Origin of the sequence: Mangrovicella endophytica (genome assembly GCF_002893625.1) — a bacterium.
Classification (GTDB): Bacteria; Pseudomonadota; Alphaproteobacteria; order Rhizobiales; family Rhizobiaceae; genus Mangrovicella; species Mangrovicella endophytica.
The window spans coordinates 508,818-534,816 of record NZ_PKMZ01000002.1; the positions used below are offsets into that span (position 1 = coordinate 508,818).

Annotated in this window: 27 protein-coding genes; 16 read left to right on the forward strand and 11 right to left on the reverse strand. The window is 65.9% G+C overall.

All coding sequences use genetic code 11. The features are described 5' to 3' along the window. Positions 1-60 precede the first annotated feature (60 nt). The 7 genes from C0R46_RS08010 (at position 61) to C0R46_RS08040 (ending at position 6,436) form a co-directional block, all read left to right on the forward strand. The gene (locus tag C0R46_RS08010; protein ID WP_102959063.1) at positions 61-972 is read left to right on the forward strand and encodes a DMT family transporter; all 912 of its coding nucleotides are present in this window, start codon (positions 61-63) and stop codon (positions 970-972) included. Between the two features lie 40 nt (positions 973-1,012). Next, positions 1,013-2,221, forward strand: a complete 1,209-nt coding sequence (locus tag C0R46_RS08015; protein WP_102959064.1) for a multidrug effflux MFS transporter — start codon at positions 1,013-1,015, stop codon at positions 2,219-2,221. Beyond that, the gene (gene mobA, locus C0R46_RS08020) at positions 2,218-2,868 is read left to right on the forward strand and encodes a molybdenum cofactor guanylyltransferase (protein ID WP_102959065.1); all 651 of its coding nucleotides are present in this window, start codon (positions 2,218-2,220) and stop codon (positions 2,866-2,868) included. The genes C0R46_RS08015 and mobA overlap by 4 nt, the downstream gene beginning before the upstream one ends. Positions 2,869-3,017: 149 nt before the next feature. Beyond that, positions 3,018-3,815, forward strand: a complete 798-nt coding sequence (locus C0R46_RS08025; RefSeq protein ID WP_102959066.1) for an ABC transporter substrate-binding protein — start codon at positions 3,018-3,020, stop codon at positions 3,813-3,815. A 116-nt stretch (positions 3,816-3,931) separates the two neighbouring features. Continuing rightward, entirely contained in the window at positions 3,932-4,648 is a 717-nt protein-coding gene (locus tag C0R46_RS08030) for an ABC transporter permease (protein ID WP_102959067.1), read from the forward strand. Further along, positions 4,645-5,448, forward strand: coding sequence for an ABC transporter permease (locus tag C0R46_RS08035; protein WP_102959068.1), 804 nt, complete (start codon positions 4,645-4,647; stop codon positions 5,446-5,448). The genes C0R46_RS08030 and C0R46_RS08035 overlap by 4 nt, the downstream gene beginning before the upstream one ends. Before the next feature lie 118 nt (positions 5,449-5,566). Beyond that, positions 5,567-6,436, forward strand: coding sequence for an NAD(P)-dependent oxidoreductase (locus tag C0R46_RS08040; protein WP_102959069.1), 870 nt, complete (start codon positions 5,567-5,569; stop codon positions 6,434-6,436). A gap of 33 nt (positions 6,437-6,469) precedes the next feature. On the opposite strand, the gene C0R46_RS08045 is transcribed toward C0R46_RS08040, so the two are convergent. Both C0R46_RS08045 and C0R46_RS08050 read right to left on the reverse strand, forming a co-directional pair. Then, positions 6,470-7,333 (reverse strand): GGDEF domain-containing protein, encoded by an 864-nt coding sequence (locus C0R46_RS08045; protein ID WP_102959070.1) that lies wholly within the window; start codon positions 7,331-7,333, stop codon positions 6,470-6,472. A gap of 227 nt (positions 7,334-7,560) precedes the next feature. Beyond that, on the reverse strand, positions 7,561-8,013 hold the full coding sequence (locus C0R46_RS08050; RefSeq protein ID WP_102959071.1) for a MarR family winged helix-turn-helix transcriptional regulator: 453 nt from the start codon (positions 8,011-8,013) through the stop codon (positions 7,561-7,563). 100 nt (positions 8,014-8,113) lie between these two features. On the opposite strand from C0R46_RS08050, the gene C0R46_RS08055 reads away from it, so the two are divergent. Next, entirely contained in the window at positions 8,114-8,497 is a 384-nt protein-coding gene (locus C0R46_RS08055) for a nuclear transport factor 2 family protein (protein WP_102959072.1), read from the forward strand. A gap of 49 nt (positions 8,498-8,546) precedes the next feature. Here C0R46_RS08055 and C0R46_RS08060 read toward each other — a convergent pair whose 3' ends face one another. Further along, positions 8,547-9,356 (reverse strand): proteasome-type protease, encoded by an 810-nt coding sequence (locus C0R46_RS08060; protein ID WP_114348378.1) that lies wholly within the window; start codon positions 9,354-9,356, stop codon positions 8,547-8,549. 275 nt (positions 9,357-9,631) lie between these two features. Beyond that, the gene (locus C0R46_RS08065) at positions 9,632-10,363 is read right to left on the reverse strand and encodes an SDR family oxidoreductase (RefSeq protein WP_102959073.1); all 732 of its coding nucleotides are present in this window, start codon (positions 10,361-10,363) and stop codon (positions 9,632-9,634) included. A gap of 71 nt (positions 10,364-10,434) precedes the next feature. Between C0R46_RS08065 and C0R46_RS08070 the strand changes: the two genes are divergently transcribed. Then, positions 10,435-11,100, forward strand: a complete 666-nt coding sequence (locus tag C0R46_RS08070; RefSeq protein WP_102959074.1) for a TetR/AcrR family transcriptional regulator — start codon at positions 10,435-10,437, stop codon at positions 11,098-11,100. Here the strand turns inward: C0R46_RS08070 and C0R46_RS08075 are convergent. Together C0R46_RS08075 and C0R46_RS08080 are read right to left on the reverse strand one after the other, a co-directional pair. Continuing rightward, positions 11,091-12,038 carry an alpha-E domain-containing protein gene (locus tag C0R46_RS08075; protein WP_102959075.1) on the reverse strand — a complete coding sequence of 316 codons (948 nt, stop codon included), beginning with the start codon at positions 12,036-12,038 and terminating at the stop codon, positions 11,091-11,093. The genes C0R46_RS08070 and C0R46_RS08075 overlap by 10 nt on opposite strands. A gap of 2 nt (positions 12,039-12,040) precedes the next feature. After that, the gene (locus C0R46_RS08080; RefSeq protein ID WP_102959076.1) at positions 12,041-13,435 is read right to left on the reverse strand and encodes a circularly permuted type 2 ATP-grasp protein; all 1,395 of its coding nucleotides are present in this window, start codon (positions 13,433-13,435) and stop codon (positions 12,041-12,043) included. 233 nt (positions 13,436-13,668) lie between these two features. On the opposite strand from C0R46_RS08080, the gene C0R46_RS08085 reads away from it, so the two are divergent. The 6 genes from C0R46_RS08085 (at position 13,669) to C0R46_RS08110 (ending at position 20,955) form a co-directional block, all read left to right on the forward strand. Further along, complete coding sequence (locus tag C0R46_RS08085) at positions 13,669-14,628, forward strand: sugar-binding transcriptional regulator (RefSeq protein ID WP_102959077.1); 960 nt, start codon at positions 13,669-13,671, stop codon at positions 14,626-14,628. Positions 14,629-14,791: 163 nt separating this feature from the next. Continuing rightward, positions 14,792-16,105, forward strand: coding sequence for an ABC transporter substrate-binding protein (locus C0R46_RS08090; protein ID WP_102959078.1), 1,314 nt, complete (start codon positions 14,792-14,794; stop codon positions 16,103-16,105). A gap of 298 nt (positions 16,106-16,403) precedes the next feature. Then, the gene (locus C0R46_RS08095) at positions 16,404-17,276 is read left to right on the forward strand and encodes a carbohydrate ABC transporter permease (RefSeq protein ID WP_102959079.1); all 873 of its coding nucleotides are present in this window, start codon (positions 16,404-16,406) and stop codon (positions 17,274-17,276) included. A gap of 29 nt (positions 17,277-17,305) precedes the next feature. Beyond that, the gene (locus C0R46_RS08100; protein WP_102959080.1) at positions 17,306-18,130 is read left to right on the forward strand and encodes a carbohydrate ABC transporter permease; all 825 of its coding nucleotides are present in this window, start codon (positions 17,306-17,308) and stop codon (positions 18,128-18,130) included. A gap of 46 nt (positions 18,131-18,176) precedes the next feature. Next, positions 18,177-19,178: an ABC transporter ATP-binding protein gene (locus C0R46_RS08105; protein ID WP_102959081.1), complete on the forward strand. Its 1,002-nt coding sequence runs from the start codon at positions 18,177-18,179 to the stop codon at positions 19,176-19,178. 124 nt (positions 19,179-19,302) lie between these two features. Next, a complete protein-coding gene (locus C0R46_RS08110) occupies positions 19,303-20,955 on the forward strand; it encodes an FGGY-family carbohydrate kinase (RefSeq protein WP_102959082.1) in 1,653 nt (550 codons plus the stop codon). 111 nt (positions 20,956-21,066) lie between these two features. Here the strand turns inward: C0R46_RS08110 and C0R46_RS08115 are convergent, their stop codons facing one another. The 3 genes from C0R46_RS08115 to C0R46_RS08125 all read right to left on the reverse strand — a co-directional run bounded on the left by C0R46_RS08115 (position 21,067) and on the right by C0R46_RS08125 (position 22,568). Further along, positions 21,067-21,270: a hypothetical protein gene (locus tag C0R46_RS08115; protein ID WP_102959083.1), complete on the reverse strand. Its 204-nt coding sequence runs from the start codon at positions 21,268-21,270 to the stop codon at positions 21,067-21,069. Between the two features lie 165 nt (positions 21,271-21,435). Then, a complete protein-coding gene (locus C0R46_RS08120; RefSeq protein ID WP_102959084.1) occupies positions 21,436-22,113 on the reverse strand; it encodes a spermidine synthase in 678 nt (225 codons plus the stop codon). 95 nt (positions 22,114-22,208) lie between these two features. Further along, on the reverse strand, positions 22,209-22,568 hold the full coding sequence (locus tag C0R46_RS08125) for a winged helix-turn-helix transcriptional regulator (protein ID WP_102959085.1): 360 nt from the start codon (positions 22,566-22,568) through the stop codon (positions 22,209-22,211). A gap of 98 nt (positions 22,569-22,666) precedes the next feature. Between C0R46_RS08125 and C0R46_RS08130 the strand changes: the two genes are divergently transcribed. Then, complete coding sequence (locus C0R46_RS08130) at positions 22,667-23,782, forward strand: NADH:flavin oxidoreductase (protein ID WP_102959086.1); 1,116 nt, start codon at positions 22,667-22,669, stop codon at positions 23,780-23,782. A 156-nt stretch (positions 23,783-23,938) separates the two neighbouring features. On the opposite strand, the gene C0R46_RS08135 is transcribed toward C0R46_RS08130, so the two are convergent. Beyond that, complete coding sequence (locus tag C0R46_RS08135; protein WP_342586498.1) at positions 23,939-25,210, reverse strand: NAD(P)/FAD-dependent oxidoreductase; 1,272 nt, start codon at positions 25,208-25,210, stop codon at positions 23,939-23,941. Positions 25,211-25,493: 283 nt separating this feature from the next. After that, positions 25,494-25,958, reverse strand: a complete 465-nt coding sequence (locus C0R46_RS08140; RefSeq protein ID WP_342586499.1) for a ferritin-like domain-containing protein — start codon at positions 25,956-25,958, stop codon at positions 25,494-25,496. Positions 25,959-25,999: the final 41 nt, after the last annotated feature.

Genomic DNA, 25,999 nt, shown 5'->3' on the forward strand with positions numbered 1-25,999 from the left:
TGGCGAAGCACGCCCTGGGCGCGTAATCGGGGGTGCTCTGCTCCCCCCGCCGCTGATTCGATGCCTCCCATCTCCGACAGCTCCGCCAACATCCGCGCTGCGGGATTCATGCTTGCCGCTCAGGTGGCGTTCGTCGCAAACGACAGCATGGTCAAGGTGATGGCCCAGTCGCTGTCGATTCCGCAGATCATGGCGGTACGGGGCTGCTTCGCTACGATGCTGCTCCTGCTCTTCGCCTGGTATCGCGGCGCGCTGCGCTCGCCCCGGCTGTTCTTCCAGCGCAACGTCGTGCTGCGTACGGTCGGCGACACCGGCACCACCTTCACCTATATCGGCGCTCTTGCCCTGCTGCCGATCGCCAACGTGTCCGCCATCTATCAGGCGCTGCCGCTGGTGCTCACTCTCGCCGTGGCACTCCTCTACGGCGAGCCCGTGGGCTGGCGACGGTGGAGCGCCATTGCAGTCGGCTTCGCCGGCATCCTGATCATCGTGCGCCCGGGTCCCGAAAGCTTCAGCCTCGGCTCGCTGCTCGTGCTCGCGGCCGTTCTCAGCTCCACCTTGCGCGATCTCGCCATGCGTGGCGTGCCGCCGATGGTTCCTTCCGTTCTCGTCTGCGTCGCCACTTCGGCGGCCGTAACGATCGCGGGCGCGGTCACGGTGCCGCTGGCCGGGTGGTCTTCCATGTCCGCGGCGGAGATCGGGATGATGGTCCCCTCGGGCCTGCTGCTCGCTATCGGCTACATCTTCTTCGTCGAGGCTACGCGCGCCGGCGACGTCGGCTTCGTGGCGCCGTTCCGCTATGCGGTGCTGGTCTTCAGCATCGTTTCGGGCATCGTCGTCTTTGGCGACTTCCCGTCATCGATCATGCTGCTGGGCGCCGGGATCGTCGTCGCGAGCGGCCTCTACACGCTTTACCGCGAGCGTATGCTGCGGGTTCGTGCCGCCGCCGCCGCCGCCGGCCCAACCGCGTGACCTGCCTGTTGTCGGCTTGCAGAATGCGTGGGCAAAACCTATGACGCCGATCGACAGCACGGCCGCCGAAGCGGCTGCCCGCAAGCCGACGCTGGCGACGCTGATGATCGTTTCGGCGCTGTCGCCGCTGGCGATCAACATCTTCGTGCCTTCGATGGCTTCGATCGCGCTCGATCTGCAGGCCGATGGATCCACGATCGGCCTCGGCCTGTCGCTCTATCTGGTTGCGACGGCGCTAATCCAGCTCGCCGCGGGGCCGCTGTCCGACCGCTACGGACGCCGCCCGGTGATCCTCTACGGCATGGTGCTGTTCCTTCTCGGCACCATCCTCTGCCTTTTGGCGACAACAGCCGGAGCCTTCCTGGCCGGGCGGACGCTGCAGGCCGCCAGCGCGACCGGCATCACCCTGTCGCGCGCCATCGTGCGCGACCTCTACGGGCGGCAGAAGGCTGCGAGCATGATCGGCTATGTGACGATGGGCCTCGCCGTCGCGCCGATGATCGGGCCGGCGATCGGCGGCGGGCTCGACGTCTCCTTTGGCTGGCGCAGCGTGTTCTGGTTGCTGGCCGGTCTCGGCGCACTGACGATCGCGCTGATCCTCGCCGACCTGCCGGAAACCAACCGCGACCGCGGCCAACCGGTGCTGGCGCAGCTTGCGCATTTCGAGGCGCTGGTGCGCTCCTCCGGCTTCTGGATCTATGTGGGTGTCGCGGCGCTGAACGCCGCCGTGTTCTACGCCTTCATCGGCGGAGCCGCCTTCGTGTCCGTGCATGATCTCGGCATGAGCGCGGCTGATTACGGCCTCTGGTTCACCCTCTGCGCGCTCGGCTACATGCTGGGCAGCCTCGTGACGGCACGCCTGACGGAACGTACCGGCCTGCGCCTTATGATCGTGTGGGGCACGCTGATGTGCCTGCTGTCATCGCTGGTGATGCTGGGGCTGATCATGCTGACACCCTTAAGCGCGTTCAGCCTGTTCCTGCCGCCCTTCTTCATCGGGGTCGGCAACGGCATGGCGCTGCCCTGCGCAACGGCCGGTGCGATCAGCGTGCGGCCGGATGCAGCCGGCGCCGCGGCGGGCCTGCTCGGCGCGTTGCAGACGGGCCTCGGCGCTGTCGCATCGGCAGCCGCCGCAGCGGCCGCGGTCGGCCTGCAGGGGCCGGTCAACCTGACGCTGCTGATGGTGGCGGCAGCCTTCGCCGCGATGCTCTGTGCGCTCGCTGTCCGCCGGCAGGGACGGGCACCATGACGAGGCTTGGCGCGGTCGCCGGGCTGATCCTGGCCGGTGGTCGCGGCAGCCGCATGGGCGGCACCGTGCCGAAGCCGCTGGTCTCACTGGCGGGGCGGCCGATGATCGCGCATGTGCTGGAGCGCCTTGCCGGCATCGCGCCGATACTGATCGCGGCGGATGATCCGGCGCTGTACGGTGCTTTCGAGGCGACGGCGTTGCCGGATCGGCTGCCGGGCTATGCCGGGCCGCTGGCCGGGCTCGATGCGGGCGCCGCCTGGCTGTGCCGCGAGGCACCGGATTGCTCCCATGTCGCCGTCTTGCCGGCCGATACGCCGTTCCTGCCGAGGGATATCGTCCAGACGCTCGGCACGGGCCCGCTGCCTCGGGTTGCATCCATCGGCGGCCGTCTACAGCCGGCCGTCGCCAGCTGGCCGGTCGCGGCGCTTGGCGGACTGAGCCGCTGGCTGCAGGACGGACGGCCGCGGGCGATCCGCGCCTATCTCGACGCCTGCGGGTTCGAGCCGGTGGATGTATCCGCACAGCCAGGGGCGCCAAACGGCGATCCGTTCTTCAACGTCAACACACCGGACGACCTGCTGGCGGCGGAGGCCAAGCTTCGGCAGCAGCTCGCCGCTCCCGTGGAGCCGCCGCACCGTTCCAGCTGAGCGCAACGCGACCAAAGGCGCATTCTAAAAGCGTAGCCATCCGCGCGAAGCCTGTTGCCAACCCATCTGGAACCGTACCAGTATCGCCGACATAAAAGGCATGCCCAATCCGCAGGCTACGGCCGCTTGGGTACAACCGGAGTTACGTGATGCGCTTCAAGACGTCTCTGACCTTTGCCGTAGCGGCTCTTGCTGTCGCAACCGGCCTGACTGCCGCGCGCGCCGATGATAGCGGCAAGGACTGGACGAAGGTCGTCATCGGCACCGAGGGCGCCTATCCGCCGTTCAACACGCTGAGCGCCAGCGGCGAACTCGGTGGCTTCGATGTCGATATCGCCAAGGCGCTGTGCGAGCAGATGAAGGTGGAATGCACTTTCGTCGCCCAGGATTGGGACGGCATCATCCCGGCGCTGCAGAACGGCAAGTTCGACGCCATCATCGCCTCGATGTCGATCACCGAGGAACGCAAGCAGCAGGTCGCCTTCACCAAGAAGTACTACAACACGCCGCCCGCGATTGCGGTGGCGAAGGACAGCGACATCCCCGCCGCAACGCCGGAAGCCTTCGCGGGCAAGACGCTGGGCGCCCAGGGCTCGACGACCCACTCGAACTACGCCGAAGCGAAGTTCAAGGACACCGAGGTCAAGCTCTATCCGACCGCCGACGAATACAAGCTCGATCTCGAGAACGGCCGCGTCGACGGCGTCATCGACGACATCGTCGTGCTGTCGCAGTGGGTTAAGGCGGACGGCGCCAACTGCTGCAAGCTCCTCGGCGCTCTGCCGGTCGATCCTGTGATCAACGGCGAAGGCGCGGGCATCGCCCTGCGCAAGGGCGACGACAAGCTGAAGAAGATGTTCGACGATGCCATCATCGCGATCCGCGAGAGCGGCAAGTACAAAGAGATCCAGGATAAGTATTTCGACTTCGACGTCTATGGCGGCTGATTGCCGGCCCGTCTGATCCTGGCCACCGGCCCCACTGGCCGGTGGCGCCTCCAGTCTGAGAGACCCGGCTTGAGCGCTCCATTGCAGCCTCTCCACCCCGACTGCCGACCCGCCGCATGAATTCTGTGTCCACCTGGACGCTGATCGGCATCGGACCGGAGGGATGGGGCGACGACATCCTCGCCGGCGTCCTCGTCACGATCGCGCTGGCGCTTGCCACCCTGCCGCTCGGCCTGATCGTCGGCTTCCTTATGGCGCTGGGTAAGCAGTCCGAAGATCGCGGCCTGCGATTGTCTTCGGATATCTACACCACCATCTTCCGCGGCCTGCCCGAACTGCTGACGCTGTTCCTGGTCTATTTCGGCGCGCAGCGGCTGCTCAACCTCGCGACATCGGCAACCGGCCTGCCGGAGATCGGCATCTCCAGCTTCCTGTCCGGCATGATCGCACTTGGCCTTGTCTTCTCGGCCTTTGCGAGCGAGGTCTTCCTGTCGGCCTTCCGCGCCATACCGGCGGGGCAGACCGAAGCGGGCATGGCGCTCGGCCTGCGGCGCTCTCGCATCATGCTCCTGGTCATCCTGCCGCAGCTCATCCGCATCGCCCTGCCGGGGCTGTCGAACCTCTGGATGAACCTCCTGAAGGATACCGCGCTCGTCTCGGTGGTCGGCCTGGCCGACATCCTGCGCCAGGCGGGGATCGCAGCGCGCGTCAGCAAGGAGCCGTTCCTGTTCTTCGGCATCGCCTGCGCCCTCTACCTCGTCCTGACGATGGGCTCCTCGATCGTGCTGGGCTCCATCGACCGGTGGACCAAGCGCGGTGAGGTGCGGCGATGACCGTCGTTCCCGCGCCGCCGCCGGCCGCGCCACAGCGTCCCGGACTTGCCGGGATGATCACGCTCGGCCTGTGGGCGCTCGCGGCGATCGGCCTCGTCACATGGCTCGTCTCGGTCTGGAACCCGGACCTCGTCGCCCGCTACGGCCCGCTGTATCTCTCCGGCCTCGGGACGACGGTGCTCCTCGTCTGCCTGTCGTTCATCGTCGGCGCGATCATCTCGGTGCCGATCGCCTTCGGCCGGATGGCCCGGAACCCGGTCGCGCGCATCCTGTCCTTCCTCTTCGTCTACTTCTTCCGCGGCACGCCGCTGATCGCGCAGATCTTCCTCATCTATTACGGCTTCGGCAGTTTCCGGCCGCAGCTCGAGGCGGCGCATCTGTGGTGGTTCTTCCGCGATGCCTGGTACTGCGCCGTCTTCTCGCTGTCGCTGAACACCGGAGCCTATCAGGCGGAGATCCTGCGCGGCGCCATCGAGAGCGTTCCGCGCGGCCAGTGGGAAGGGGCACGATCGCTCGGCCTGACCCGGACGACCATCTTCCTGAAGGTGATCCTGCCGCAGGCAATGATCGTGGCGCTGCGGCCCTATGCCAACGAGATCATCCTGATGGTGAAGGCCTCGGCGATCGTGGCGATCATCACCGTGTTCGACCTCATGGGCGAGACGCGCCGCGCTTATTCCCGCACCTTCGACTTCCAGACCTATATCTGGGCCGCGCTGTTCTACCTCGCGATCGTCGAGGGACTGCGCCACCTCACCAACTTCGCCGAGCGCAGGCTGACGCGGCACCTGAAGCGGTAACGGCGGCGGCTTCTACTGGAGCCGTCTGGCGCACCGGCAGGATTGACCGGCTCCTCGGGTCTGGCTACCCGAAGCCCGAACGGTCGATGACGACGGCCGCAGCAGCTTGAGGGACGGCATGGCGAAGGTCGCATTCATCGGACTCGGCGTAATGGGCTTTCCCATGGCCGGCCACCTCAAGGCCAAGGGCGGCCACGAGGTCACCGTCTTCAACCGCACAGCGGAGAAGGCGGCCAGCTGGGCTGCACAGCATGGCGGCGAGGCGGCCGCGACACCGCGCGAGGCTGCGGCCGGCGCCGATTACGTCTTCACCTGCGTTGGCAATGACGACGACGTGCGCTCCGTCATCTATGGCGAGGCGGGTGCCTTTGCCGGCATGAAGAGCGGCGCGATCCTCATCGACAACACCACGGCCTCCGCCGAACTGGCGCGCGAACTCGACGCGGCGGCGCGTGACGGCGGACTGCGGTTCCTCGATGCGCCCGTTTCCGGGGGGCAGGCCGGGGCGGAAAACGGCCAGCTCACCGTCATGGTCGGCGGCGCCGAGGCGGATTTCGCCGAGGCGAAGCCGGTGATCGCCGCCTATGCCAAGATGGTCGGGCTGATGGGCCCGGCAGGATCCGGGCAGCTGACCAAGATGATGAACCAGATCTGCATCGCCGGTCTGGTGCAGGGGCTCGCCGAGGCGATCGCTTTCGGCCAGAAGGCCGGGCTCGACATTCCTACGGTGGTCGACGTCATCTCAAAGGGGGCGGCGGGTTCGTGGCAGATGGAAAACCGCCACAAGACGATGGATGCCGGCTCCTACGAATTCGGCTTTGCCGTGGAGTGGATGCGCAAGGATCTCGGCATCTGCCTTGCCGAGGCGCGCCGCAACGGCGCACAACTGCCGGTCACGGCGCTGGTCGACCAGTTCTACGCCGAGGTCGAAGCCATGGGCGGTCGGCGCTGGGATACGTCGTCGCTGCTGGCACGGCTGACCCGCTGAGCAGGCGCGCTGCGGCGGTACACCACGACGTGCTCAGGCCGCCGGCTCCAGATCGTCCTCCATCGGCAGCGCTGCGGCTGCCGAGAGAGCGGTCCAGCCGGACTTGACCGTCTCGGCCTGGTCGGCGGATGAGGGCACGACTTCGCTCAATTCGACACGATTGCGGCCGTTGCGCTTGGCTTCGTAGAGCTTCTCGTCGGCGCTCTCATATAGAGCCTCGAAGGCGATGCCGTCCTTAAAGTAGACCCCTCCGATGCTGATCGTGACGGGGATCGGTTCCTTGCCGGGTGTCGTCAGCCGCATGGTCGAAACGGCACGTCGCAGGCGTTCGGCCACGGCTTCGGCATCGGAAAACGCCGCGCCGGGCAGGAAGATCGCGAACTCTTCGCCGCCGATCCGTCCCACGAGATCGCCTGTGCGTACGTTATGCGACAGCTGCGTGGCCAGCTCGCGCAACACGCCGTCGCCGGTGGCATGGCCCCAGCGGTCGTTGATCGCCTTGAAGTGGTCGGCGTCGATGATCAGGAGCGCTCCCTCGGTCGAGCAGCCGGCACGGCGTTTCGACAGCCACAGCTCCACGCGGGTCGAGAAGGCCGTGCGGTTGAGAAGCGCAGTCAGGCCATCCCGCGACGCCAGGATATTGAGATCGCGGTTGAGCCGCGACAGCTGCCGGAGCTTCAGGGATAGGAAGAAAAACAGCGGACTTGCCAGGACGACCGGCGGCACCACGGCGCCGACCATGGCGCGGGCGAAAACATCCGGCGTGCTGCCGTGGAACAGAGCGGCGTTGAAGGCCAGCGAGATGAGCGTGCAAGCGAGCGTGCCGCCGAGCGTCAGTCCCGCCAGCTTCAGCTTGCTGCGCAGGGGAAGGGGCTTGCGGACTTTGCCGACCGTCATCGATGCCGCCTTTGGCCGTGAGTTGCACGACGCTACGAGCGGAGGCTTTACGATCAGCTAAATTATCAACCGAATGGATGAGACAATCCTGTAGCCGTCTGGATAGAATGTTTTGTGCTATTCATCTATACTATAGCTAATGCCGATCACGGCTTGCTCATCTTGATAGGGCGCCCTCCGAATAGAACGCAGCGGCCGAACAATAGAGGCACCTTCGCTACTGTGGGCTAAACGCCGGATGAGGGCGCAGTGATCTCGTCGAGATTGGCAATGACGCGTCCCAGTACGTCGATGAGCTGACCGGCCTCTTCGTCCGAAAATCCCCTGAGAACCTCACGATTGCCCTGCAGCAGCGTTGCGATCGCATCAGGCAGTCGCGCTTCGGCAGCCTTTGTCAGGGTGATGCGGCTGCTGCGCCCGTCGGCGGGATTGGGTTCGCGGCGGATCAAGCCGTCGCGCTCCATGCGGGCAAGCATCTGCGCCATCGGAGGCTGCTCGACCTTCGCGAAGCGGGCGAGATCGCGCTGTGTGCTCGCCTGACCATCCTGAAGTGCAACGAGCACCGGCAGATGCCCGACGCCGAAGCCGAGGGGCTTGAGACGGGCTTCACTCAGCCGCGCAAAGCCGCGGGCCGCCAGGCTGATGAGATGGCCGGGCGTCGACAGCACGTTCAGATCCATCGGGTTTATCCTCTTGCCACCGTAGACACCTAGCATATGCACGTATGTAAAACCAAATGAGGCTCCCGCCGGCGTGGAGCTGCGTCAAGGAGGCAATCCGATGAACGATGATGTCGAGCTTCTCAAGCGGATCTATGACCGCTTCAACGCGCGCGATATCGACGGCGTGCTGGCGGCGCTTGCCGACGACGTAGCCTGGGCCAATGGCATGGATGGCGGTCACGTTCATGGGCATGACGGGGTGCGTGCGTACTGGACGCGCCAGTGGGCCATGGTCAGCCCGCATGTCGAGCCGATCGGCTTCCATCGCCGTGACGATGGGGTGATCCTCGCCGAGGTCATCCAGACGATTCGCGATCTCGACGGCAAGCCGCTGCACGGGCAGACGCATGGCCTGAAAGACAAGACCGTCGGTCACGTCTTCCACCTCCGGGACGGCAAGGTTGTCCGCTTCGACATCGAGGATGCTGCTGCGGCAAGCTAAGCGCGCAGCGCCAGGGCGTCGCTCAGTGTCTCCGAAGAGGCCGCCGCGGTCAGACGGCCTTCAGAACGCTCTGTACGGGGACCGCAACCTTGGTTTCGCCGGGCTTCGGATCGCCCTCCGGCGCCGGAGTCGCCACGAAGGGCGGCAGTCTGTCGAAGGCGCTGCGGAGCGCATCCGACCATCCTTCCGAGATCTGCTGGTAGTATGGATCGCGCGCGTCGAAGCGGCGGCGATAGCCGGCCTTCAAGGCATCGGTCTCGTAGAACTGCAGGTCGATCGGCAGACCAACCGAAAGGTTGGAGCGGATCGTCGAATCAAAGGAGACGAGCAGGAGCTTGGCGCAATCCTCCAGCGACATCGCCGCGTCATAGGTGCGGATGATGATCGGCCGGCCGTATTTGTGCTCGCCGATCTGGAAGAACGGATTGTCGTTGCCGGCCTCGATGAAGTTTCCTTCAGGATAGATCATGAAGAGGCGCGGCTTGCCGCCCTTGATCTGCCCGCCAAGGATGAAGGAGCCGAGAAACATCGAGTCGGCCGACTGGCCCGAGGCGGCCGAGGTCGCGATCACCTCCCGCAGCGTCTCGCCGACGAGCTTGGCCGTCTGGAACATCGAAGGCTGGGCGAGAATCGCGGGCTTGCGCTCGGACGGCGCGATGGCGCGCTCCTCCAGGAGCGAGATGGTGGACTGGGTCGTCGCCAGATTGCCGGCGCTGAGCAGGCACAGGAAGCGGTCGCCCGGCACCTCCCACGTCTTCATCTTCGAGACGACGGAGATGTTGTCAATTCCCGCATTGGTGCGGGTATCGGACATGAAAGCGAGGCCGCGATCGACGAGCAGACCAACACAGTATGTCATGAGGCTCTCCGGTGGAGGTCAGGACAATGCGCAACGTCAAGATTGGCGCAGAAGGCTGGTGTCAGGCTTTAGACCCGAACCGTCAGCCGGCCAAGTGATGGGACGCCGTGCGATCAATCCACCGGAGAGCTGTTACATAGTTGCCTCAAGGTGGGCCTCGGGTGCTGCCGCGGGTCCCTGAGCATCGGCCGCGACCGCTCCCGGTTCAGGGTTGCCCTGCCGCAGAGGGCCGCCTCAGCGCTGCCGGCGCGGCCATCAGCCATGTCAGGCGGGGGTCACCAGGGCGTTGGGCCGCCCGCCTCGACGAACTGTCCGGACACGGCGTCTTCGCCAAGCAGCGCGTATTGGACGGGGAGCCGCGCGCCTTCCTCCGGCGTGAGCCAGCCGCCATGGCCGGTCAGGTCCGTCTTGACGTAGCCCGGGCTAACCGAGTTGACGACGATCGCGGTGTCGCGCAGCTCCTCGCTGAGCTGGACTGTCAGCATGTTCAGCGCGGCCTTGGAAGCGTTGTAGCCGATCAGGCGTGCCGCATAATAGGTCGAGGTCGGATCACCGTTCAGGGTGAGCGATCCGAGCGAGCTCGACAGGTTGACGATGCGGCCGGCGGGAGAGCGGCGCAGCAGCGGCAGCATGGCCTGAGTCACGCTCAGCGCGCCGATGAAGTTCGTCTCCAGGATTCGACGCGCTGCCTCGGGCGAGCCGCTGCTGGGAGGACCGTCGCGCTCGTCGACTATGCCGGCATTGTTGACGAGGATGTCCAGCCGGCCGTGACGCGCCGCGATCTCATCCGCGGCCGCGGTGATGCTGACGGGGTCGGTTACGTCGAGCTGGACGAACTCCGCCGGCATTCCCTCGGACGTCAACGTGGCGGCGGCGGCGCTGCCACGGCCCGGATCGCGGGCGCCGATGATGGCAACGACCCCGGCCTTGCCGAGTTGGCGGGCGATCTCCAGCCCGATCCCCTTGTTTGCTCCGGTGACGAGCGCGATGCGGTTTGTGTCGGCCATGCGACTTCCTCCAGACTGGTTCGAATTGCCCGCGGAGGATATGAAGGATTCTTCAGCTTGAGGATTCGCTTATGGATGCCGTGGTTCCGACGCATCTAAACGCCCGTAAACGGCCGCGTCAGGCTCGTGCTGCGGTGACGCTGGACGCCATCTTCGAAGCGACCATTCAGCTTTTGCTGAGCGACGGCCCCGAACGGCTGACGACGACGCGGGTGGCGGAGCGGGCCGGCGTCTCGGTCGGCACGATGTACCAGTACTTCCCGCACAAGCAGGCGCTGATCTATGCACTGAACGGGCGCTACCTCGACAAGGTGGCACAGGACGTGGAAGCCGTCTGCAGGGCCCAGCATGGCGCGCCCGTGGCCGAGATGGTGGACGCGCTGGTCGGTGCCTACTGGAAGGCCAAGACCGCGCGCAGCGACGTCACGCGGGCCTTGTACCGGTCTGCGGTGGAACTGGACACCGAGTCGCTGATCGAATCGTTCGGCCGGCGTGTGGACGCCGCCACAAGCGCCATGTTCGAGAGCGCCGCCGATGCCCGCTTCGCCGATCTCGCCATCGTCAACACGACGGTACTGACGGCGATCTTCGGAACGGTCCGCAGCGCCTTCGAACGGAACCTGCAGGCGCCGCTGATGTGCGGCGTACACAAGCAGCTGGTGGTGATGTGCCTCGCTTATCTCGAGGCGGTCAGGCTGCCTGCGACTGCAGACATGCGCGCCGGCGCTCAGACATAGAAGCTGTAGCTTGAGGCGATCTCCCGGGCGAGGCGGTTGTTGTCGACGATCAGCGCTTCCAGGAATTCGTGCAGGCCGCCATCGATGACGCCGTGCACGTCCGTACCGGCGAGGCGGGCGCCGATCGCGGCCGCCGTCTCGTGGCAGGCATGCTCGGTGCCGTAGGCGCGCGCCAAATAGGTCAGGCTGTCCTGGATGCAGAGGTAGCAGTAGACCAGAGAGCGCGGCATGCGCCGGTTGAAGATCAGGAAGTCGATGATGTCGACGGCGCGATACTCGGCGTCGTATTCCCAGGTGTAGGCGCGGTGCGCCGAGACCGAGCGCAGGATCGAGCCCCACTGGAAGTTGTCGAGCGATGAGCCGACGGAGGAATGCGTCGGCAGGAGGACCCAGTATTTGACGTCGAGAATGCGCGCGGTGTTGTCGGCTCGCTCGACGAAGGTGCCGAGATTGCAGAAGTCGAAGATCTCGTTGCGCAGCATCGTGCCGTGGAAGGCGCCGCGAATCTCGGCCGTCACGCGCTTGACGAGGTCGAGAATGCCGGGGAGCTCGGTGTCGCGGATCGGCTGCGACAGCCGCCGCTTTAGAGCGATCCAGGCGTTGTTGAGTGCCTCCCAGGTCTCGCGGGTGAGGGCGGTGCGCACCATCCGCCCGTTCTGCCGCGCCGTCTCGATGGCGGAGAGGACGCTCGATGGATTGTCGAGGTCGCGCAGCAGGAAGTCGATGATGCGGGGGGCGTCGAACTCCTGATATTTGGCGACGTAAGCGGCCTCGACACCGGCCGAGACGAGCACCGACTGCCACTCCTCCGGCCCCGAAGAGAGGTTGGTCATCGACAGGCGCAGGCCGGCATCGATGAGACGGGCCATGTTCTCCGCCCGCTCGATGTAGCGGTGCATCCAGAACAGGCCGTTTGCTGTGCGTCCGAGCAGAGCCATGATCAGTCCTCCAGCACCCAGGTGTCCTTGGTGCCGCCACCCTGGCTGGAATTGACCACCAGCGAGCCCTGCTTCAGCGCGACGCGGGTAAGACCGCCCGGAATGATGCGGACCTGATCTGAGACGAGGACGAAGGGACGCAGATCGACGTGGCGCGGTGCGAGACCGCGGTCCATCAGGATCGGCACGGTTGAGAGCGCCAGCGTCGGCTGGGCGATGTAGTTGCTGGGCCGCTCCTTCAGCTTGGCGGCGAAGGTGTCCCGCTCTTCCTTCGAGGCGGCCGGACCGACCAGCATGCCGTAGCCTCCGGAGCCGTGCACCTCCTTCACCACCAGCTCTTCCAGATGCTCGAGCACGTATTGGAGACTGTCCGCCTCGGCACATCGCCAGGTCGGCACGTTTTCGAGGAGCGCCGGTTGGCCGGTATAAAACTCCACGATGTCCGGCATGTAGGAATAGATCGCCTTGTCGTCGGCAATGCCGGTGCCCGGCGCGTTGGCGATGGTGATGCCGCCCTCCTTGTAGACCTTCATGATGCCGGCGACGCCCAGGATCGAATCGTCGCGGAAGACCTCAGGATCGAGGAAGGCGTCATCCACGCGGCGGTAGAGGATGTCGATCGGCTTGTAGCCTTGCGTCGTGCGCATTGCGATGCGCCCGTCGATCGCCTTGAGGTCGGAGCCCTCGACAAGCTCGACGCCCATCTGATCGGCGAGAAACGCGTGCTCGTAATAGGCGGAGTTGTGGATGCCGGGCGTCAGCACGGCAATGGTCGGCACGCCATCGCAGGCCGGCGGGGCAACGGCGGCCAGTGAGCGACGCAAATGGTTGGGATACGTCTCGACAGGGCGGACCCGGTTCTGCGCGAACAGCTCCGGGAACATCCGCATCATCGTTTCCCGGTTCTCGATCATGTACGAGACGCCGGAGGGCGTGCGGGCATTGTCCTCGAGGACGTAGAACTGGTCCTCGCCGACGCGCACGATGTCGGTGCCGATGATGTGGGTATAGACGCCGCCCGGCGGCCGGAAGCCCACCATCTGCGGCAGGAAGGCCTCGTTGCCCTCGATCAGCCGCGCCGGGACCTTGCCGGCCTTGATGATCTCCTGGTCATGGTAGATGTCGTCGAGAAAGGCGTTCAGCGCCTTGACGCGCTGCTCGATGCCCGCAGCGAGCCGGCTCCATTCGCGGCTGGCGATGATGCGCGGCACGAGATCGAAGGGGATCAGCCGTTCCGCCGCCTCCTGCTGCCCATAGACGGCGAAGGTGATGCCCGTGGTGCGGAAGAAGGCTTCGGCATCGATCGCCTTGGCGACGAGTGTTTCGGGATCCTGGCTCTGGAACCATCCGTGGAAGCGCTCATAGGGCGGGCGAACGCCGCCATCGTCCCTCAGCATCTCGTCGAATGGTGTCACGCCAAACCTCCACCAAGTCCTTGAACAAAGAAAAAGTCCGGCGGCAGAAAATCAAGGCTTCGCGAGGACTTCCGCTCCATTCGCTTCAACTTTTCCGAACGGCACAGGCCTTGCATCGCAAAGCCCCTCCGTGGCCTGCGGCCAGAGCGTCAGCCAGATGCTTCATGCAAACGTCATCATGATCTAAACCTCCCGGGGCAAGGTGGGAGCGAGCCATGGCCAGAACGCGCGAGGATGATGTCTCACGACTGGATGAGGCGGCGCGCGCCGGCTGGCTCTACTATGTCGCCGGCAACACGCAGGATGAGATCGCGGCCAAGCTCGGCCTGTCGCGCCAGAGCGTACAGCGGCTGGTCTCGCTGTCGGTCAGCGCCGGGCTGGTGCGGGTTCGAATCGACCATCCGATCGCGGCCTGTCTCGACCTGGCGCGGCGGCTGAAGGACCGCTTCGGCCTGCGCTTCGCGGAGGTTGTGCCAAGCGATCCCGCCTCGAGCTCGACGACGCTCGGCATCGCCGAGGCCTGCGCGGCGGAGATGGAGCGGCGGCTGTCGCAGGCGTCTCCGCTGGTGCTGGCGATCGGCACCGGGCGCACGCTGAAGGCGGCAGTGGAGAACCTGCCGCCGATGGCGTGCCAGCAGCACCGGATCGTGTCACTGACCGGCAACATCGCGCTCGACGGCTCGGCGTCGATCTACAATGTCATCTTCTCCATGGCAGACCGGGTCGGCGCGCCGCATTATCCGATGCCACTTCCGGTGGTCGTCTCCTCACCGCAGGAGCGTGCACTGCTGCACGAGCAGAAAGTGGTGCAGAGCACCTTGTCGCTCGCCGCCCGAGCCGACGTCACCTTCGTGGGGATCGGCCAGTTGGGGGATCGCGCGCCATTGTTCATCGACGGCTTCATCAGCAGCGAGGAGAGAGCTGAGCTCGACGGTCTCGACGCAGCCGGCGAGATCTGCGGCTGGGTCTTCGATGCCGGCGGCCGCATCATCGACTGCGCCTTCAACGACCGGGTGGCGAGTGCGCCGCTGCCGCCGATCGACCAGGGCGAGGTGATCGCCGTCGCAATGGGACCGGCCAAACGTCCGGGTCTCAGGGCCGCCGCAGGCCGACTCGTCAACGGTCTGATCACCGACGAACTGTCGGCCAAAGAGCTGCTTGCCGAGCAGCCTTAACGCTCGTTAAGGTGGATTTTGGAGGAGTGGCGACGGCCAAAGATCAGTCAAGTTGAGGAATTGGTGCGTCGCATCATGCATTTCATTTGACAGCGCTCGGGCGGCAGTGGGAATTTGCCCGCGTATTGGTCAAATGCTCGTTCATGCAGCTGGGAGGCACCTTATGACCTTGAAGGCAATTCTGGCGGGAGCGGCGTCGCTTCTCGCCCTGTCCGCCGTCGCGAGGGCGGAGACGTTGACGATCGCGACCGTCAACAACGGCGACATGGTTCGCATGCAGGGCCTGACGGAAGACTTCACCTCGAAGAATCCTGACATCCAGCTGGAATGGGTGACGCTAGAAGAGAACGTACTGCGCGAGCGCGTCACCACCGACATCGCAACCCAGGGCGGCCAGTACGACGTCCTGACCATCGGCAACTACGAAGTGCCGATCTGGGCCAAGCAGGGATGGCTCCTGCCGCTCGACAAGCTCGGCGACGACTACGACGCCGACGACCTTCTGCCCTCGATCCGCGGCGGCCTGACGGTGGACGGCAAGCTCTATGCCGCCCCGTTCTACGGCGAGTCGGCAATGATCATGTATCGCACCGACCTCTTCGAGAAGGCCGGGCTGAAGATGCCGGAATCACCGACCTGGGAGTTCATTGGCGACGCGGCCCGCAAGATCACCGACCGCTCCGCCGACATCAACGGTATATGCCTGCGCGGCAAGGCTGGTTGGGGCGAGAACATGGCGTTCGTCACGGCGCTCGCCAACTCCTTCGGCGGCCGCTGGTTCGACGAGAAGTGGCAGCCGCAGTTCGACCAGCCGGAGTGGAAGGACGCCCTGCAGTTCTACGTCGACCTGATGAAGGATGCCGGCCCGGCCGGCGCGTCTTCCAACGGCTTCAACGAGAACCTGACGCTGTTCCAGCAGGGCAAGTGCGGCATGTGGATCGACGCCACGGTGGCGGCCTCGTTCGTCTCCGACCCGAAGAACTCCACGGTAGCCGACAAGGTCGGCTTCGCGATCTTCCCGACCAAGGAAGGCGTCGACAACCACGGCAACTGGCTGTGGTCGTGGAACCTCGCCGTTCCGGCAAGCTCGAAGAAGGCCGACGCCGCCCAGAAGTTCATCGGCTGGGCGACCTCAAAGGCCTACACCGACCTCGTCGCCTCGAAGGAGGGCTGGGCCAACGTGCCTCCGGGCACCCGCACCTCGCTCTACAACAACGACGAGTACAAGAAGGTCGCAGCTTTCGCCGAGCCGACGCTGAAGGCCATGCAGGCCGCCGACATCACCAAGCCGTCGGTGAAGCCGGTGCCGTATACGGGCGGCCAGTTTGTCGCGATCCCCGAGTTCCAGGCTCTCGGCACCACCGTCGGCCAGCTGTTCTCGGCCGTCGTCGCAGGCCAGTCGAGCGTCGATGACGCGCTCACCGCTGCCCAGTCGACCGCGACGCGCGAGATGACCCGCGCCGGCTACATCAAGTAAGCCGCCGACCAGCCGGACCATCGAGGTCCGGCTAACCTCCGATGCCGCCGGCCGGCGTGTCCAAGCGTCGACCGGCTCCCATCTCAGATATCCAATCGAGTCTGCCGCTCGGCGGCGGTCGAGCATCCGCCTTCGGGACGGATGGCCTTTGGCAAAGCGTCCGGGAGCGGCGCTGTGCCGGAGGAGTGAACGGCACGCGCCGGATCGCCAGGGGCGAGACGCGATGCCATCGCCCTTCGCGGCCGTCACGGCGGCGCCGAAGCGGCGATAAACATTGCTCCGTAGGGAGGGGCGGATAGTGGCAACTGAGAACACCAAGACCCTGGCGCGCGCGATGATGGCGCCCTCCGTCATCATGCTGCTGGTCTGGATGATCGTGCCGCTGGCGATGACGCTGTGGTTCTCGTTCCAGAACTACAATCTGCTGACGCCCGGCAACAACAGCTTCGCCGGCTTCTTCAACTACCAGTACTTCTACACCGACCCGGCCTTCTTCCAGTCGATCTGGAACACGCTGCTGCTCGTGGTCGGCGTATTGCTGATCACCGTGATCGGCGGCATTGGGCTGGCGCTCTTGCTGGACCAGCCGATCTACGGCCAAGGCGTCGCGCGCATCCTCGTGATCTCACCGTTCTTCGTCATGCCGCCGGTGGCCGCGCTGATCTGGAAGAACATGATCATGCATCCGGGCTATGGCGTCTTCGCCGATATCGCGCGGTTCTTCGGCGTGCAGCCGGTGGACTGGTTCGCCCAGGCGCCGCTGTTCTCCATCATCGTCATCGTGGCGTGGCAGTGGCTGCCCTTCGCGACGCTGATCCTCCTGACCGCGCTGCAGTCGCTCGACGGCGAGCAGAAGGAAGCGGCCGAGATGGATGGGGCAGGCTTCATTTCGCGATTCTGGTACCTGACGCTGCCGCATCTGGCGCGCGCCATCACCGTGGTGGTGCTGATCCAGACCATCTTCCTGCTCGGCATCTATGCCGAGATCCTGGTGACCACGAATGGCGGGCCGGGCTTTGCCTCCACCAACCTGCCGTTCCTGATCTACAAGACCGCGCGTCTGTCCTTCGATGCAGGCGGAGCGGCGGCGGGCGGCGTCATTGCCGTGGTTCTCGCCAACATCGTCGCCTTCTTCCTGATGCGCGCCGTCGGCAAGAACCTCGACCGCTGATCTGAGACGAGAGAAGGGAGCACGCTTCCATGGCCCGCGCAGTCTCCACGAAGACCAAGATCGGCTGGACGGTTGTCGTCTGGGCCGTGGCTCTCGTGATCTTCTTCCCGATCCTCTACACCATCATCACCAGCTTCAAGACTGAGCAGGAGGCGATCCAGGGCTTCAGCCTGATCCCCTCCGGCACCGTCGAGAACTATGTGACGGTGCAGACTCAGCGCGACTACTTCAAACCGTTCATGAACTCGGTGATCATCTCGGTCGGCTCGACGCTGCTCGGCGTTATCATCGCCGTGCCGGCGGCCTGGGCCATGGCCTTCTCGCCGACGCGGCGGACGAAGGACATCCTGATGTGGATGCTGTCGACCAAGATGATGCCGGCGGCGGCCGTGCTCGTGCCGATCTACCTGATCTTCCTGCGCGCCGGCCTGCTGGACAGCCGCATCGGCGTCACGATCATGCTGATGCTGGTGAACCTGCCGATCATCGTCTGGATGCTCTACACCTACTTCCGCGAGATCCCCGGCGAAATCCTGGAGGCCTCGCGCATGGACGGCGCCTCGCTCTGGAACGAGCTCGTCTATGTGCTGACGCCGATGGCCATTCCCGGCATCGCCTCGACGCTTCTCCTCAACATCATCCTCGCCTGGAACGAGGCGTTCTGGACGATCCAGCTGACCACCACCAACGCGGCGCCGCTGACGGCCTTCATCGCGACCTTCTCCAGCCCCCAGGGTCTGTTCTGGGCAAAGCTCTCCGCCGCCTCGACGCTGGCCATCGCCCCCATCCTGATCATGGGCTGGTTCTCGCAGAAGCAGCTCGTCCGCGGCCTCACCTTCGGTGCCGTGAAGTGACGGCGGGCCGACATACAGCCTTCAGGGCGTCGAAAGGGCATCAGTCATGAGTCAGATCACGCTTCGCAACGTCTCCAAACGCTTTGGCGACATCGTCATCATTCCCGGCCTGGACCTCGTCATCGAAGACGGCGAGTTTGTCGTCTTCGTCGGTCCGTCCGGCTGCGGCAAGTCCACGCTGCTGCGGCTGATCGCCGGGCTCGAGGACGTCTCGGGCGGCACGATCTCCATCGATGGCAAGGACTGCACCAACACGCCGCCGGCGCAGCGCGGCCTTGCCATGGTGTTCCAGTCCTATGCGCTTTACCCGCATATGAGCGTGCGGCAGAACATCGGCTTCCCGCTCAAGATGGCCGGCCAGGACAAGGCGACGATCGACCGCAAGGTGGCGGGCGCCGCGGCGACGCTGAACCTCACCGACTATCTCGACCGGAGGCCGCGCGAGCTCTCTGGCGGCCAGCGCCAGCGCGTCGCCATCGGCCGCGCCATCGTGCGCGAGCCGAAGGGCTTTCTCTTCGACGAGCCGCTATCGAACCTCGATGCGGCCTTGCGCGTCAACATGCGCCTGGAAATCTCGGAGCTGCACCAGCAGCTCAAGACCACGATGATCTACGTCACGCACGACCAGGTCGAGGCGATGACCATGGCCGACAAGATCGTTGTTCTCAACCGCGGCCGGGTGGAGCAGGTCGGCTCGCCGCTGGAGCTGTACCGCCGGCCAGCCAACCTCTTCGTCGCGGGCTTCATCGGCTCGCCGAAGATGAACTTCCTCACCGGTGCGGCAGCCGGCTCACACGGGGCGGCGACGATCGGCGTGCGCCCGGAGCACCTGCGCATCTCCAAGGAGTCCGGCGCACTGCGGGGCGTTGCCGGCGTCGCCGAGCATCTCGGATCCGATACCTTCGTCCATGTGAAGCTCGACGACGGCAGCATCATCACCGCGCGCGGCACCGGCGAGTATCCGGTGGAGCACGGCGACACGGTGTGGCTGACGCCGGAGGAGGGACGCACCTACCGTTTCGACCAGCAGGGCGCCGTGATCGGCTGACGCCCACGCCGAAGGCGAGGGACCCGCATCGCGGCCGCGGTTGCGGCCGGCCCCCAACCTGCTACACCCATGACACGCCTCGCACCCACCGGTGCGGGGCCTTTCGTCGTCGTGGGAGGAGTGCATGGATCGCCTGTTCGTCGGGGTCGATGTCGGCACCGGCAGCGCCCGTGCCGGCGTGTTTGACGAGGCGGGGACACTCATCGCTTCGGCGCGCCGGCCGATCCGCATCTGGCACGCCGATGGCGGCATGGTGGAGCAGTCGTCCGACGACATCTGGGCGGCGGTGACCGCGAGCGTCCGCGAGGCTGTGGCGTCGGCCGGCGTGGAGGCGGGGCAGATTGCCGGGCTCGGCTTCGATGCGACCTGCTCGCTCGTCGTCGTCGATCCGGAGGGCCGCCCCTTGCCGGTCGGCCCATCGGAGGACCCTCAGCGCAACGTCATCGTCTGGATGGACCACCGTGCGCTCGACCAGACGGCGCGGATCAACGCCACGCAGCATCCGGTGCTGCGCTATGTCGGCGGCGCCCTGTCGCCGGAGATGGAGACGCCGAAGCTCCTGTGGCTGAAGGAGAAGCGGCCGAGCGTCTTCGCCGGGGCCGGACACTTCTTCGATCTCGCGGACTATCTGAGCTGGCGCGCGACCGGCAGCCTGCAGCGCTCCGTCTGCACGCTGACCTGCAAGTGGACTTATCTCGCTCATGAGGGGCGGTTCGACCCCGGCTACTTCCGCATGATCGGGCTCGGGGAGTTCGCCGACGAGGCCTTCGCCCGCATCGGGCCGGAGGTCGTTGCGATCGCAACGCCATTGGGCGAGGGCGTGTCTGCGGCGGCCGCGGCCGATCTCGGGCTCATCTGCGGCACCCCGGTCGGCGCATCGCTGATCGACGCGCATGCCGGCGGCGTCGGGACCCTCGGCGGGTCGCGACCGGGCGTGCAGAATGCGGTGGCGGCATCGGGCGCCGCCGGTGGCGAACTCGCCTTCATCATGGGCACGTCCTCCTGCGCCATGGCGCTGACGCGTGAGCCCGCCTTTGTGAATGGCGTCTGGGGCCCCTATTACGACTCGCTGCTGCCGGGGCAGTGGCTGCTGGAGGGCGGACAGTCGGCCTATGGGGCCGCGCTCGACGCGCTGGTGGCGCTGCACCCCGCCCGTGAGGCTGCGAAGCAGGCGGCCGACGAGGCGGGCCTGCCGCTCCTGGATTTTCTGGAGCGCCGTGCCGTCACGCTCGCCGGTGGCGTCGCAACAGCGGCGCGGCTGGCGGCCGCGCTCCATGTCGTGCCGGAATTTCTCGGCAACCGCTCGCCGGAGGCCGATCCGGAGGCGACGGCGGCCATCGCCGGGCTGACGCTGGATGCCGGCGTCGACAGCTTGGTCCGGCTGTTCGTGGCCGGGCTTTGCGGCCTCTGCTACGGCACCCGCCAGATCGTTGAGGCGAACCGCGCACGCGGGGTCTCCTTCGGCACCATCGTCGTCAGCGGCGGCGCGGCACGCAGCGCCCTGCTGCGGCGGATCCTTGCCGATGCGACGGGGCTGACGGTGGCCCTGCCGGCTACCCCGGAGCCAGTGCTGCTCGGCAGCGCCATGCTCGGCGCAGTGGCGTCCGGCACCTATCCGGACCTGCCGGCGGCGGCGGCATCGATGTGCCGGATCGCCGAGGAGATCAGCCCGGACAACGGGCCGCTCGCCCGCTTCCACGACGCCAAATATGCCGCCTTCCTCGCTCTGCAGACGGCGGAGCGCGAGGTGCGGCGGGCGATGGCGGCTGCCGACTGACGGTTCATCCGAGGGTTCTTCGAGGTAGCCGCGGCGCGGTATTCCGGTCGCCGCAGCTGGTCTCGTGGCATCGTCCAGTGATGAAGCCCGAGCGGGCTGGTGGGTCCGCCGTCAGCCTGCCCTGGTCTTGCGCCCCGGGCGCACCTTGTCGATGGCGCTGCGGATGATGTTCTTGCGCGCGCGCTTGGCCGTCTCGGGCGACAGCGTGCCCTTCAGCATCTCTTCGCTCAGCGCGTTCTTCTCGTCCGATGTCAGGTCGCGCCGCCGCATCGCTGTCGCCTCGCGCTCCCATTCCTTCAGCATATGTTCGGCCATTGGCTCGTCTCCTCGTGTCGGTTCATCCGGCCGGTCCGGATCGTCGCCGACAAGATGGGGCGGTAAGCGCCGAGGTCACGCGTGGAGAGAGCGTCTAAAGCCGGGCCGGCGCATGACCGCAGGGCCGGTACCGCGGCCATCGACCACACCTAAGCCAGGGCGAGATCAGTCGTTCTGCTTGGTGGCAACCCAGATCGTATGGCGGGCCCCGCGGCCGGTGCGATTGGCGCGCACGCGCTGCTCATCCACGGCAAAGCGCGAGTCGCGCAGGCGCCGGGTGAAGCCCGCGTCGGGGCGGGACGACCAGACGGCGAGAACGCCGCCGGGTCGCAGCGCTGAACGTGCTTTCGCCAGGCCCGCGAGGCTGTAGAGCCGGTCGTTGCCGGGCTGAGTGATGCCATCGGGGCCATTGTCGACGTCGAGAAGAATGGCATCGAAGGCTCCAGCCTGCCGCGCGATCACGGCTGCCACATCGGTTTCCTCGACGCGGACGCGGATATCCGACAGGCAGCCGGCAAAAATCTCGGCCATCGGACCCTTCGCCCAACGCACGACCGCCGGCACCAGCTCTGCGACCACGATTTCGGCATCGGAGCCCAGCACCTCCAGCGCGGCCCGCAGGGTGAAGCCCATGCCAAGGCCGCCAATCAGCAGCCGCGGTTTCGGACGATCGCCGAGGGCCTCGCATGCCAGGGTGGCAAGGGCGCGCTCGGAGCCGCTCAGCCGGCTGTTCATGAGCTCGTTGGTGCCGAGCATGATCGAGAATTCGCCACCGCGACGCATCAGCTTCAGCTCGGCGCCGCCGGGGACGGAGGCCGTGTCGAGATGGACCCAAGGGATCACAGGCAGTGTCCTTCCGGATGTGAACGCTGCGGCCGGTGCCCGCGGCATGTGCGGCCGCTCTTTACCGCCGACCGGCGTCGCCGTCACGGCAGAGGTCAGCTGCGGGAGTCGAACGCGCGCCGCGCCGCGTCCACTTCGGAGAGATTGGCCATCGTCCAGGCATAGAGCGCCTTGAAGGGCGGCAGCAGCGTGCGGCCGAGCGGCGTCATCTCGTATTCCACCGCAATCGGCGAGACCGGAATGACGCGGCGCGTGATCAGCCCGTTGCGTTCCAGCCGGCGCAGACACTGCGTCAGCGCCTTCTGCGTCACGCCCTCCAGGTGCCGCTTGATGCCGTTGAAGCGCATGGGCCCCGTGTCCAGCACGCTGAGCACCATCATCGACCACTTGTCGGCGATCTGATCGAACAGCAGGCGACTGGGACAGTTGACGTCGAATTGCTGGCAGACAGGCATTGGGTTTCCTCGGAGATACTTAGGCGCTTGCAAGTGCGTTATTGCACCCTGGTAGCACATGTATACTTTCCGCGCCATTGCATGAGAAAGGCTTCCCTATGACTTCGACCGACGTCCTGTTCCGCCCCTTCCGCATCGGCTCGATGGAGCTGAAGAACCGCATCGTCATGGCTCCGATGACCCGCAGCTTCGCACCCGCCGGCATCCCCGGCCCGGCCAATGCGGCCTATTACCGGCGGCGGGCCGAAGGGGGTGTGGGCCTGATCCTTTCGGAGGGCACGGTGATCGACCGGCCCGCCTCCCGTAACGATCCCGGCATTCCCTTCTTCCATGGCGAGGCGGCGCTGGCGGGCTGGAAGGGCGTGATCGACGCTGTCCATGCGGGCGGCGGGCGGATGGGCCCGCAGCTCTGGCACACCGGTGCGGTCAAGAGCTTCCTGGTCGATTGGGAGGCGGACGCGCCCGTCGAGAGCCCCTCCGGCCTGGATGCGCCCGGCGTTGAGCGTGGGAAGGCTATGACCGATGCTGATATCGCCGACACCGTCGCCGCCTTCGTCAAGGCTGCCGCCGATGCGAAGCGCTTGGGCTTCGATACGATCGAGCTGCACGGCGCCCATGGCTATCTAATCGACCAGTTCTTCTGGTCCGGGAGCAACCATCGCACAGACCGTTACGGCGGGCCGACGATCCGTGAGCGCTCCCGATTTGCGGCCGAGGTCGTTGCGGCGATCCGGGCGGAGGTCGGCCCCGACTTCCCGATCATCCTGCGCGTCAGTCAGTGGAAGCAGCAGGACTTTACGGCGCGCCTCGCCGAGACTCCGGCCGCGATGACCGACTGGCTACTGCCGCTGGTCGAGGCGGGCGTCGACGTGTTGCATTGCTCGCAGCGGCGGTTCTGGGAGCCCGAGTTTCCCGAGATCGACGGCGAGAACGGGTTGAACTTCGCCGGCTGGGCCAAGAAGCTGACGGGCGCAGCGACGATCAGCGTCGGCTCGGTCGGCTTGACGGGCGACTTCATGGCCGCGTTCGGCGGCGAGAGTTCAACCGCTGCCGGGCTCGACGGGCTTGTGGATCGGATGGAGCGCGACGAGTTTGACCTGATCGCCGTCGGACGCGCCCTGATCAGCGATCCGGACTGGGCCGTTAAGGTGCAGGCGAACGATCGCACGAAGCTGCGTGGCTTCGACGCTGCGAACCTGGCCGAGCTCGTCTGAACGTCCCAACACCCGGTCAGGACTGATCTCATGCATCCGTGGCGGGTGAGTGGAACTGCTCGCCACGGGGTTAATGGCAGGCTGCGCGAGCAGCCGAGGCTGCCGCTGCCACGTCTGATCAAGCTCGGCGGGCGGTGCGAGCCCTACATGCCTCGGTCAGCCCTGTTGTCGTGGCTGTGTGGCGGTGCCCCGCTCCACTGCCTGGTCTTCGGTGATCAAGCGCGCGCCGCGTTCGTAGGTGAGATAACGCCAGAGCCATTGCAGCGAGACCAGCATCCGGTGCTGGAAGCCGACAAGCAGATAGACATGCACGAAAGCCCAGCCGAGCCAGGCCAGAGTACCGGAGATGGTGCGGCGGCCTTTCTCGAATACGGCGGCATGCCGCCCGACGATCGCGGCATTGCCCCGGCTCGCATATCGGAATGGTGCGAGGGATGTACCGTCCTGCAGATGCAGGCCCAACTCGCGTCCGAGATGAAAGCCCTGCTGCTTGGCCACCTGGGCGAGCCCGGGCAGGGGGCTGCCGTCGGGGTCCTTGCAGTGAGCTGCGTCGCCTATGGCGAAGACGCCTGGCAATCCCGGCACCGCCAAGGTCGAGTCGACCATGACGCGCCCGGACCGGTCGACTGCGGCGCCGAGGTCGCGGGCAAGCGGTGACGGCTTCACACCGGCGGCCCAGATGACCATCCCTGCCGGCAGGCTCTCTCCTGCGATGGTGATCGACGTTGCGGTGATGTCCTCGACCGCAGTGCGCAAGCGAACCGTGACGCCGAGCCGCTCCAACCGTGCCTTGGCATAGTCCGAGGCCGTCTCCGAGAATGCCGCCAAGAGGCGCGGCGCAGCCTCGATCAGCACGATCCGCGCCGCGGCGGGGCTGATGTTGCGGAAGTCGCGGGCCAGCGTATAGCGGCACAGCTCGGCGACCGACCCCGCAAGTTCAACGCCGGTCGGGCCGCCGCCGATGATGAAGATGCTCGTCAGGCGCTGCTGCTCGACTGGATCCGTCTCGCGCTCGGCCTGCTCGAACGACAGCAGCAGCCGCGAGCGGATCGTCCGTGCGTCCTCGATCGTCTTGAGGCCCGGCGCCAGCGACGCCCATTCTGAGTGCCCGAAGTAGCTGAGCGATGCGCCACTGGCGAGAATGAGATAGTCGAAGCCGATCTCGGTGCCGCCGGACAGTGCGATGACCCGTCTCACCGGATCGACGCGATCGACCTCGCCGAACAGAACCTGAATCGAAGGGTAGCGCCTCAGTATCTTTCTGATGGGCTCCGCCACATCGGGCGCCGACAGGGCCGCAGTCGCAACCTGGTAGAGGAGCGGCTGAAACAGGTGATGATTACGGCGGTCGATGACCGTCACGGCAATGCCGTCCCGCCCGAGCGCCTTGGCCGCTTCCAGCCCGCCGAAACCGGCTCCGATGATCACCACATGTGCGTGAGTACGCGGCGGCATCATACTCGCCGAGTCCGGCGTTGGCGCAGCGACAAGCTCCGGTAACGCCTTGATCTGTGCAGCCGCGTTGCCCGACATGTCTCAGCCCCCTCTTTCGCAAGAAGGTCGTGTCCGCTTCCGGGACGTCCTTCCGGCAGACGGAGCCTGTGCGCTCCGGCAGTCCGACCGTCCGCCGCCGGCGCTAACGCTTGGCGGTTTCGTTCGCTAGGGACAGGTCGAGGAAGCGCGATGTGATCGTAGGCATGTTGTCGTCGAGTCAGCGTGCCATTCCCCGTTCTTCCTCAAGGGATGTTTCAAGAAGGGCTCGTGCGCCGGAAAGGTCCGGATCGCGCACAGTCAGCGTGATCAGGGAGCGGTAGGCTGCGATCTCGAAGTTCTCGAAAGCAAAGTCGGCAAAGGCGTTCTTCAGGACTTCGTCGGAGGCGGCTGTATGGCCAAGAGCCGCTATGCTGCCTCCGATCGACATCACCGTGTCCTTGAATGTCGATGGATCCTCGCCGAGCTCGCCCAGGATCTGCTCCAGCCGGGCGATCTGTCCCTCGGTCTCGCCGACATGCCTCTCGAGACGCTCCGACAGCGCGGGATAGTTCTTCAGCCGCTCGATCTGGCGGTTCATGATCGAAAGAGCCTCGTTCTCCAGAGCGTGTGCATTCCGCACGGCTTCGACAAAAATCGATTTGACGCCGTCGTTCGGCATGGTCGGTGTTGCAAGCGCTGACATCAGACATTCTCCATGGCAATGCCAACAGAGTTAGAGCGTTT

Excerpts from the sequence above, each read along its gene's own strand:
- C0R46_RS08015 (WP_102959064.1), top strand. The coding sequence starts at position 1,013 with ATGACGCCGATCGACAGCACGGCCGCCGAAGCGGCTGCCCGCAAGCCG.
- C0R46_RS08125 (WP_102959085.1), bottom strand. The coding sequence starts at position 22,568 with ATGCCTGTCTGCCAGCAATTCGACGTCAACTGTCCCAGTCGCCTGCTG.
- C0R46_RS08060 (WP_114348378.1), bottom strand. The coding sequence starts at position 9,356 with ATGACATACTGTGTTGGTCTGCTCGTCGATCGCGGCCTCGCTTTCATG.
- C0R46_RS08055 (WP_102959072.1), top strand. The coding sequence starts at position 8,114 with ATGAACGATGATGTCGAGCTTCTCAAGCGGATCTATGACCGCTTCAAC.
- C0R46_RS08115 (WP_102959083.1), bottom strand. The coding sequence starts at position 21,270 with ATGGCCGAACATATGCTGAAGGAATGGGAGCGCGAGGCGACAGCGATG.
- C0R46_RS08085 (WP_102959077.1), top strand. The coding sequence starts at position 13,669 with ATGGCCAGAACGCGCGAGGATGATGTCTCACGACTGGATGAGGCGGCG.
- C0R46_RS08030 (WP_102959067.1), top strand. The coding sequence starts at position 3,932 with ATGAATTCTGTGTCCACCTGGACGCTGATCGGCATCGGACCGGAGGGA.
- C0R46_RS08105 (WP_102959081.1), top strand. The coding sequence starts at position 18,177 with ATGAGTCAGATCACGCTTCGCAACGTCTCCAAACGCTTTGGCGACATC.
- C0R46_RS08040 (WP_102959069.1), top strand. The coding sequence starts at position 5,567 with ATGGCGAAGGTCGCATTCATCGGACTCGGCGTAATGGGCTTTCCCATG.
- C0R46_RS08100 (WP_102959080.1), top strand. The coding sequence starts at position 17,306 with ATGGCCCGCGCAGTCTCCACGAAGACCAAGATCGGCTGGACGGTTGTC.
- C0R46_RS08065 (WP_102959073.1), bottom strand. The coding sequence starts at position 10,363 with ATGGCCGACACAAACCGCATCGCGCTCGTCACCGGAGCAAACAAGGGG.
- C0R46_RS08045 (WP_102959070.1), bottom strand. The coding sequence starts at position 7,333 with ATGACGGTCGGCAAAGTCCGCAAGCCCCTTCCCCTGCGCAGCAAGCTG.
- C0R46_RS08090 (WP_102959078.1), top strand. The coding sequence starts at position 14,792 with ATGACCTTGAAGGCAATTCTGGCGGGAGCGGCGTCGCTTCTCGCCCTG.
- C0R46_RS08080 (WP_102959076.1), bottom strand. The coding sequence starts at position 13,435 with ATGCTGAGGGACGATGGCGGCGTTCGCCCGCCCTATGAGCGCTTCCAC.
- mobA (WP_102959065.1), top strand. The coding sequence starts at position 2,218 with ATGACGAGGCTTGGCGCGGTCGCCGGGCTGATCCTGGCCGGTGGTCGC.
- C0R46_RS08140 (WP_342586499.1), bottom strand. The coding sequence starts at position 25,958 with ATGTCAGCGCTTGCAACACCGACCATGCCGAACGACGGCGTCAAATCG.
- C0R46_RS08075 (WP_102959075.1), bottom strand. The coding sequence starts at position 12,038 with ATGGCTCTGCTCGGACGCACAGCAAACGGCCTGTTCTGGATGCACCGC.
- C0R46_RS08130 (WP_102959086.1), top strand. The coding sequence starts at position 22,667 with ATGACTTCGACCGACGTCCTGTTCCGCCCCTTCCGCATCGGCTCGATG.
- C0R46_RS08050 (WP_102959071.1), bottom strand. The coding sequence starts at position 8,013 with ATGGATCTGAACGTGCTGTCGACGCCCGGCCATCTCATCAGCCTGGCG.
- C0R46_RS08025 (WP_102959066.1), top strand. The coding sequence starts at position 3,018 with ATGCGCTTCAAGACGTCTCTGACCTTTGCCGTAGCGGCTCTTGCTGTC.
- C0R46_RS08010 (WP_102959063.1), top strand. The coding sequence starts at position 61 with ATGCCTCCCATCTCCGACAGCTCCGCCAACATCCGCGCTGCGGGATTC.
- C0R46_RS08110 (WP_102959082.1), top strand. The coding sequence starts at position 19,303 with ATGGATCGCCTGTTCGTCGGGGTCGATGTCGGCACCGGCAGCGCCCGT.
- C0R46_RS08070 (WP_102959074.1), top strand. The coding sequence starts at position 10,435 with ATGGATGCCGTGGTTCCGACGCATCTAAACGCCCGTAAACGGCCGCGT.
- C0R46_RS08035 (WP_102959068.1), top strand. The coding sequence starts at position 4,645 with ATGACCGTCGTTCCCGCGCCGCCGCCGGCCGCGCCACAGCGTCCCGGA.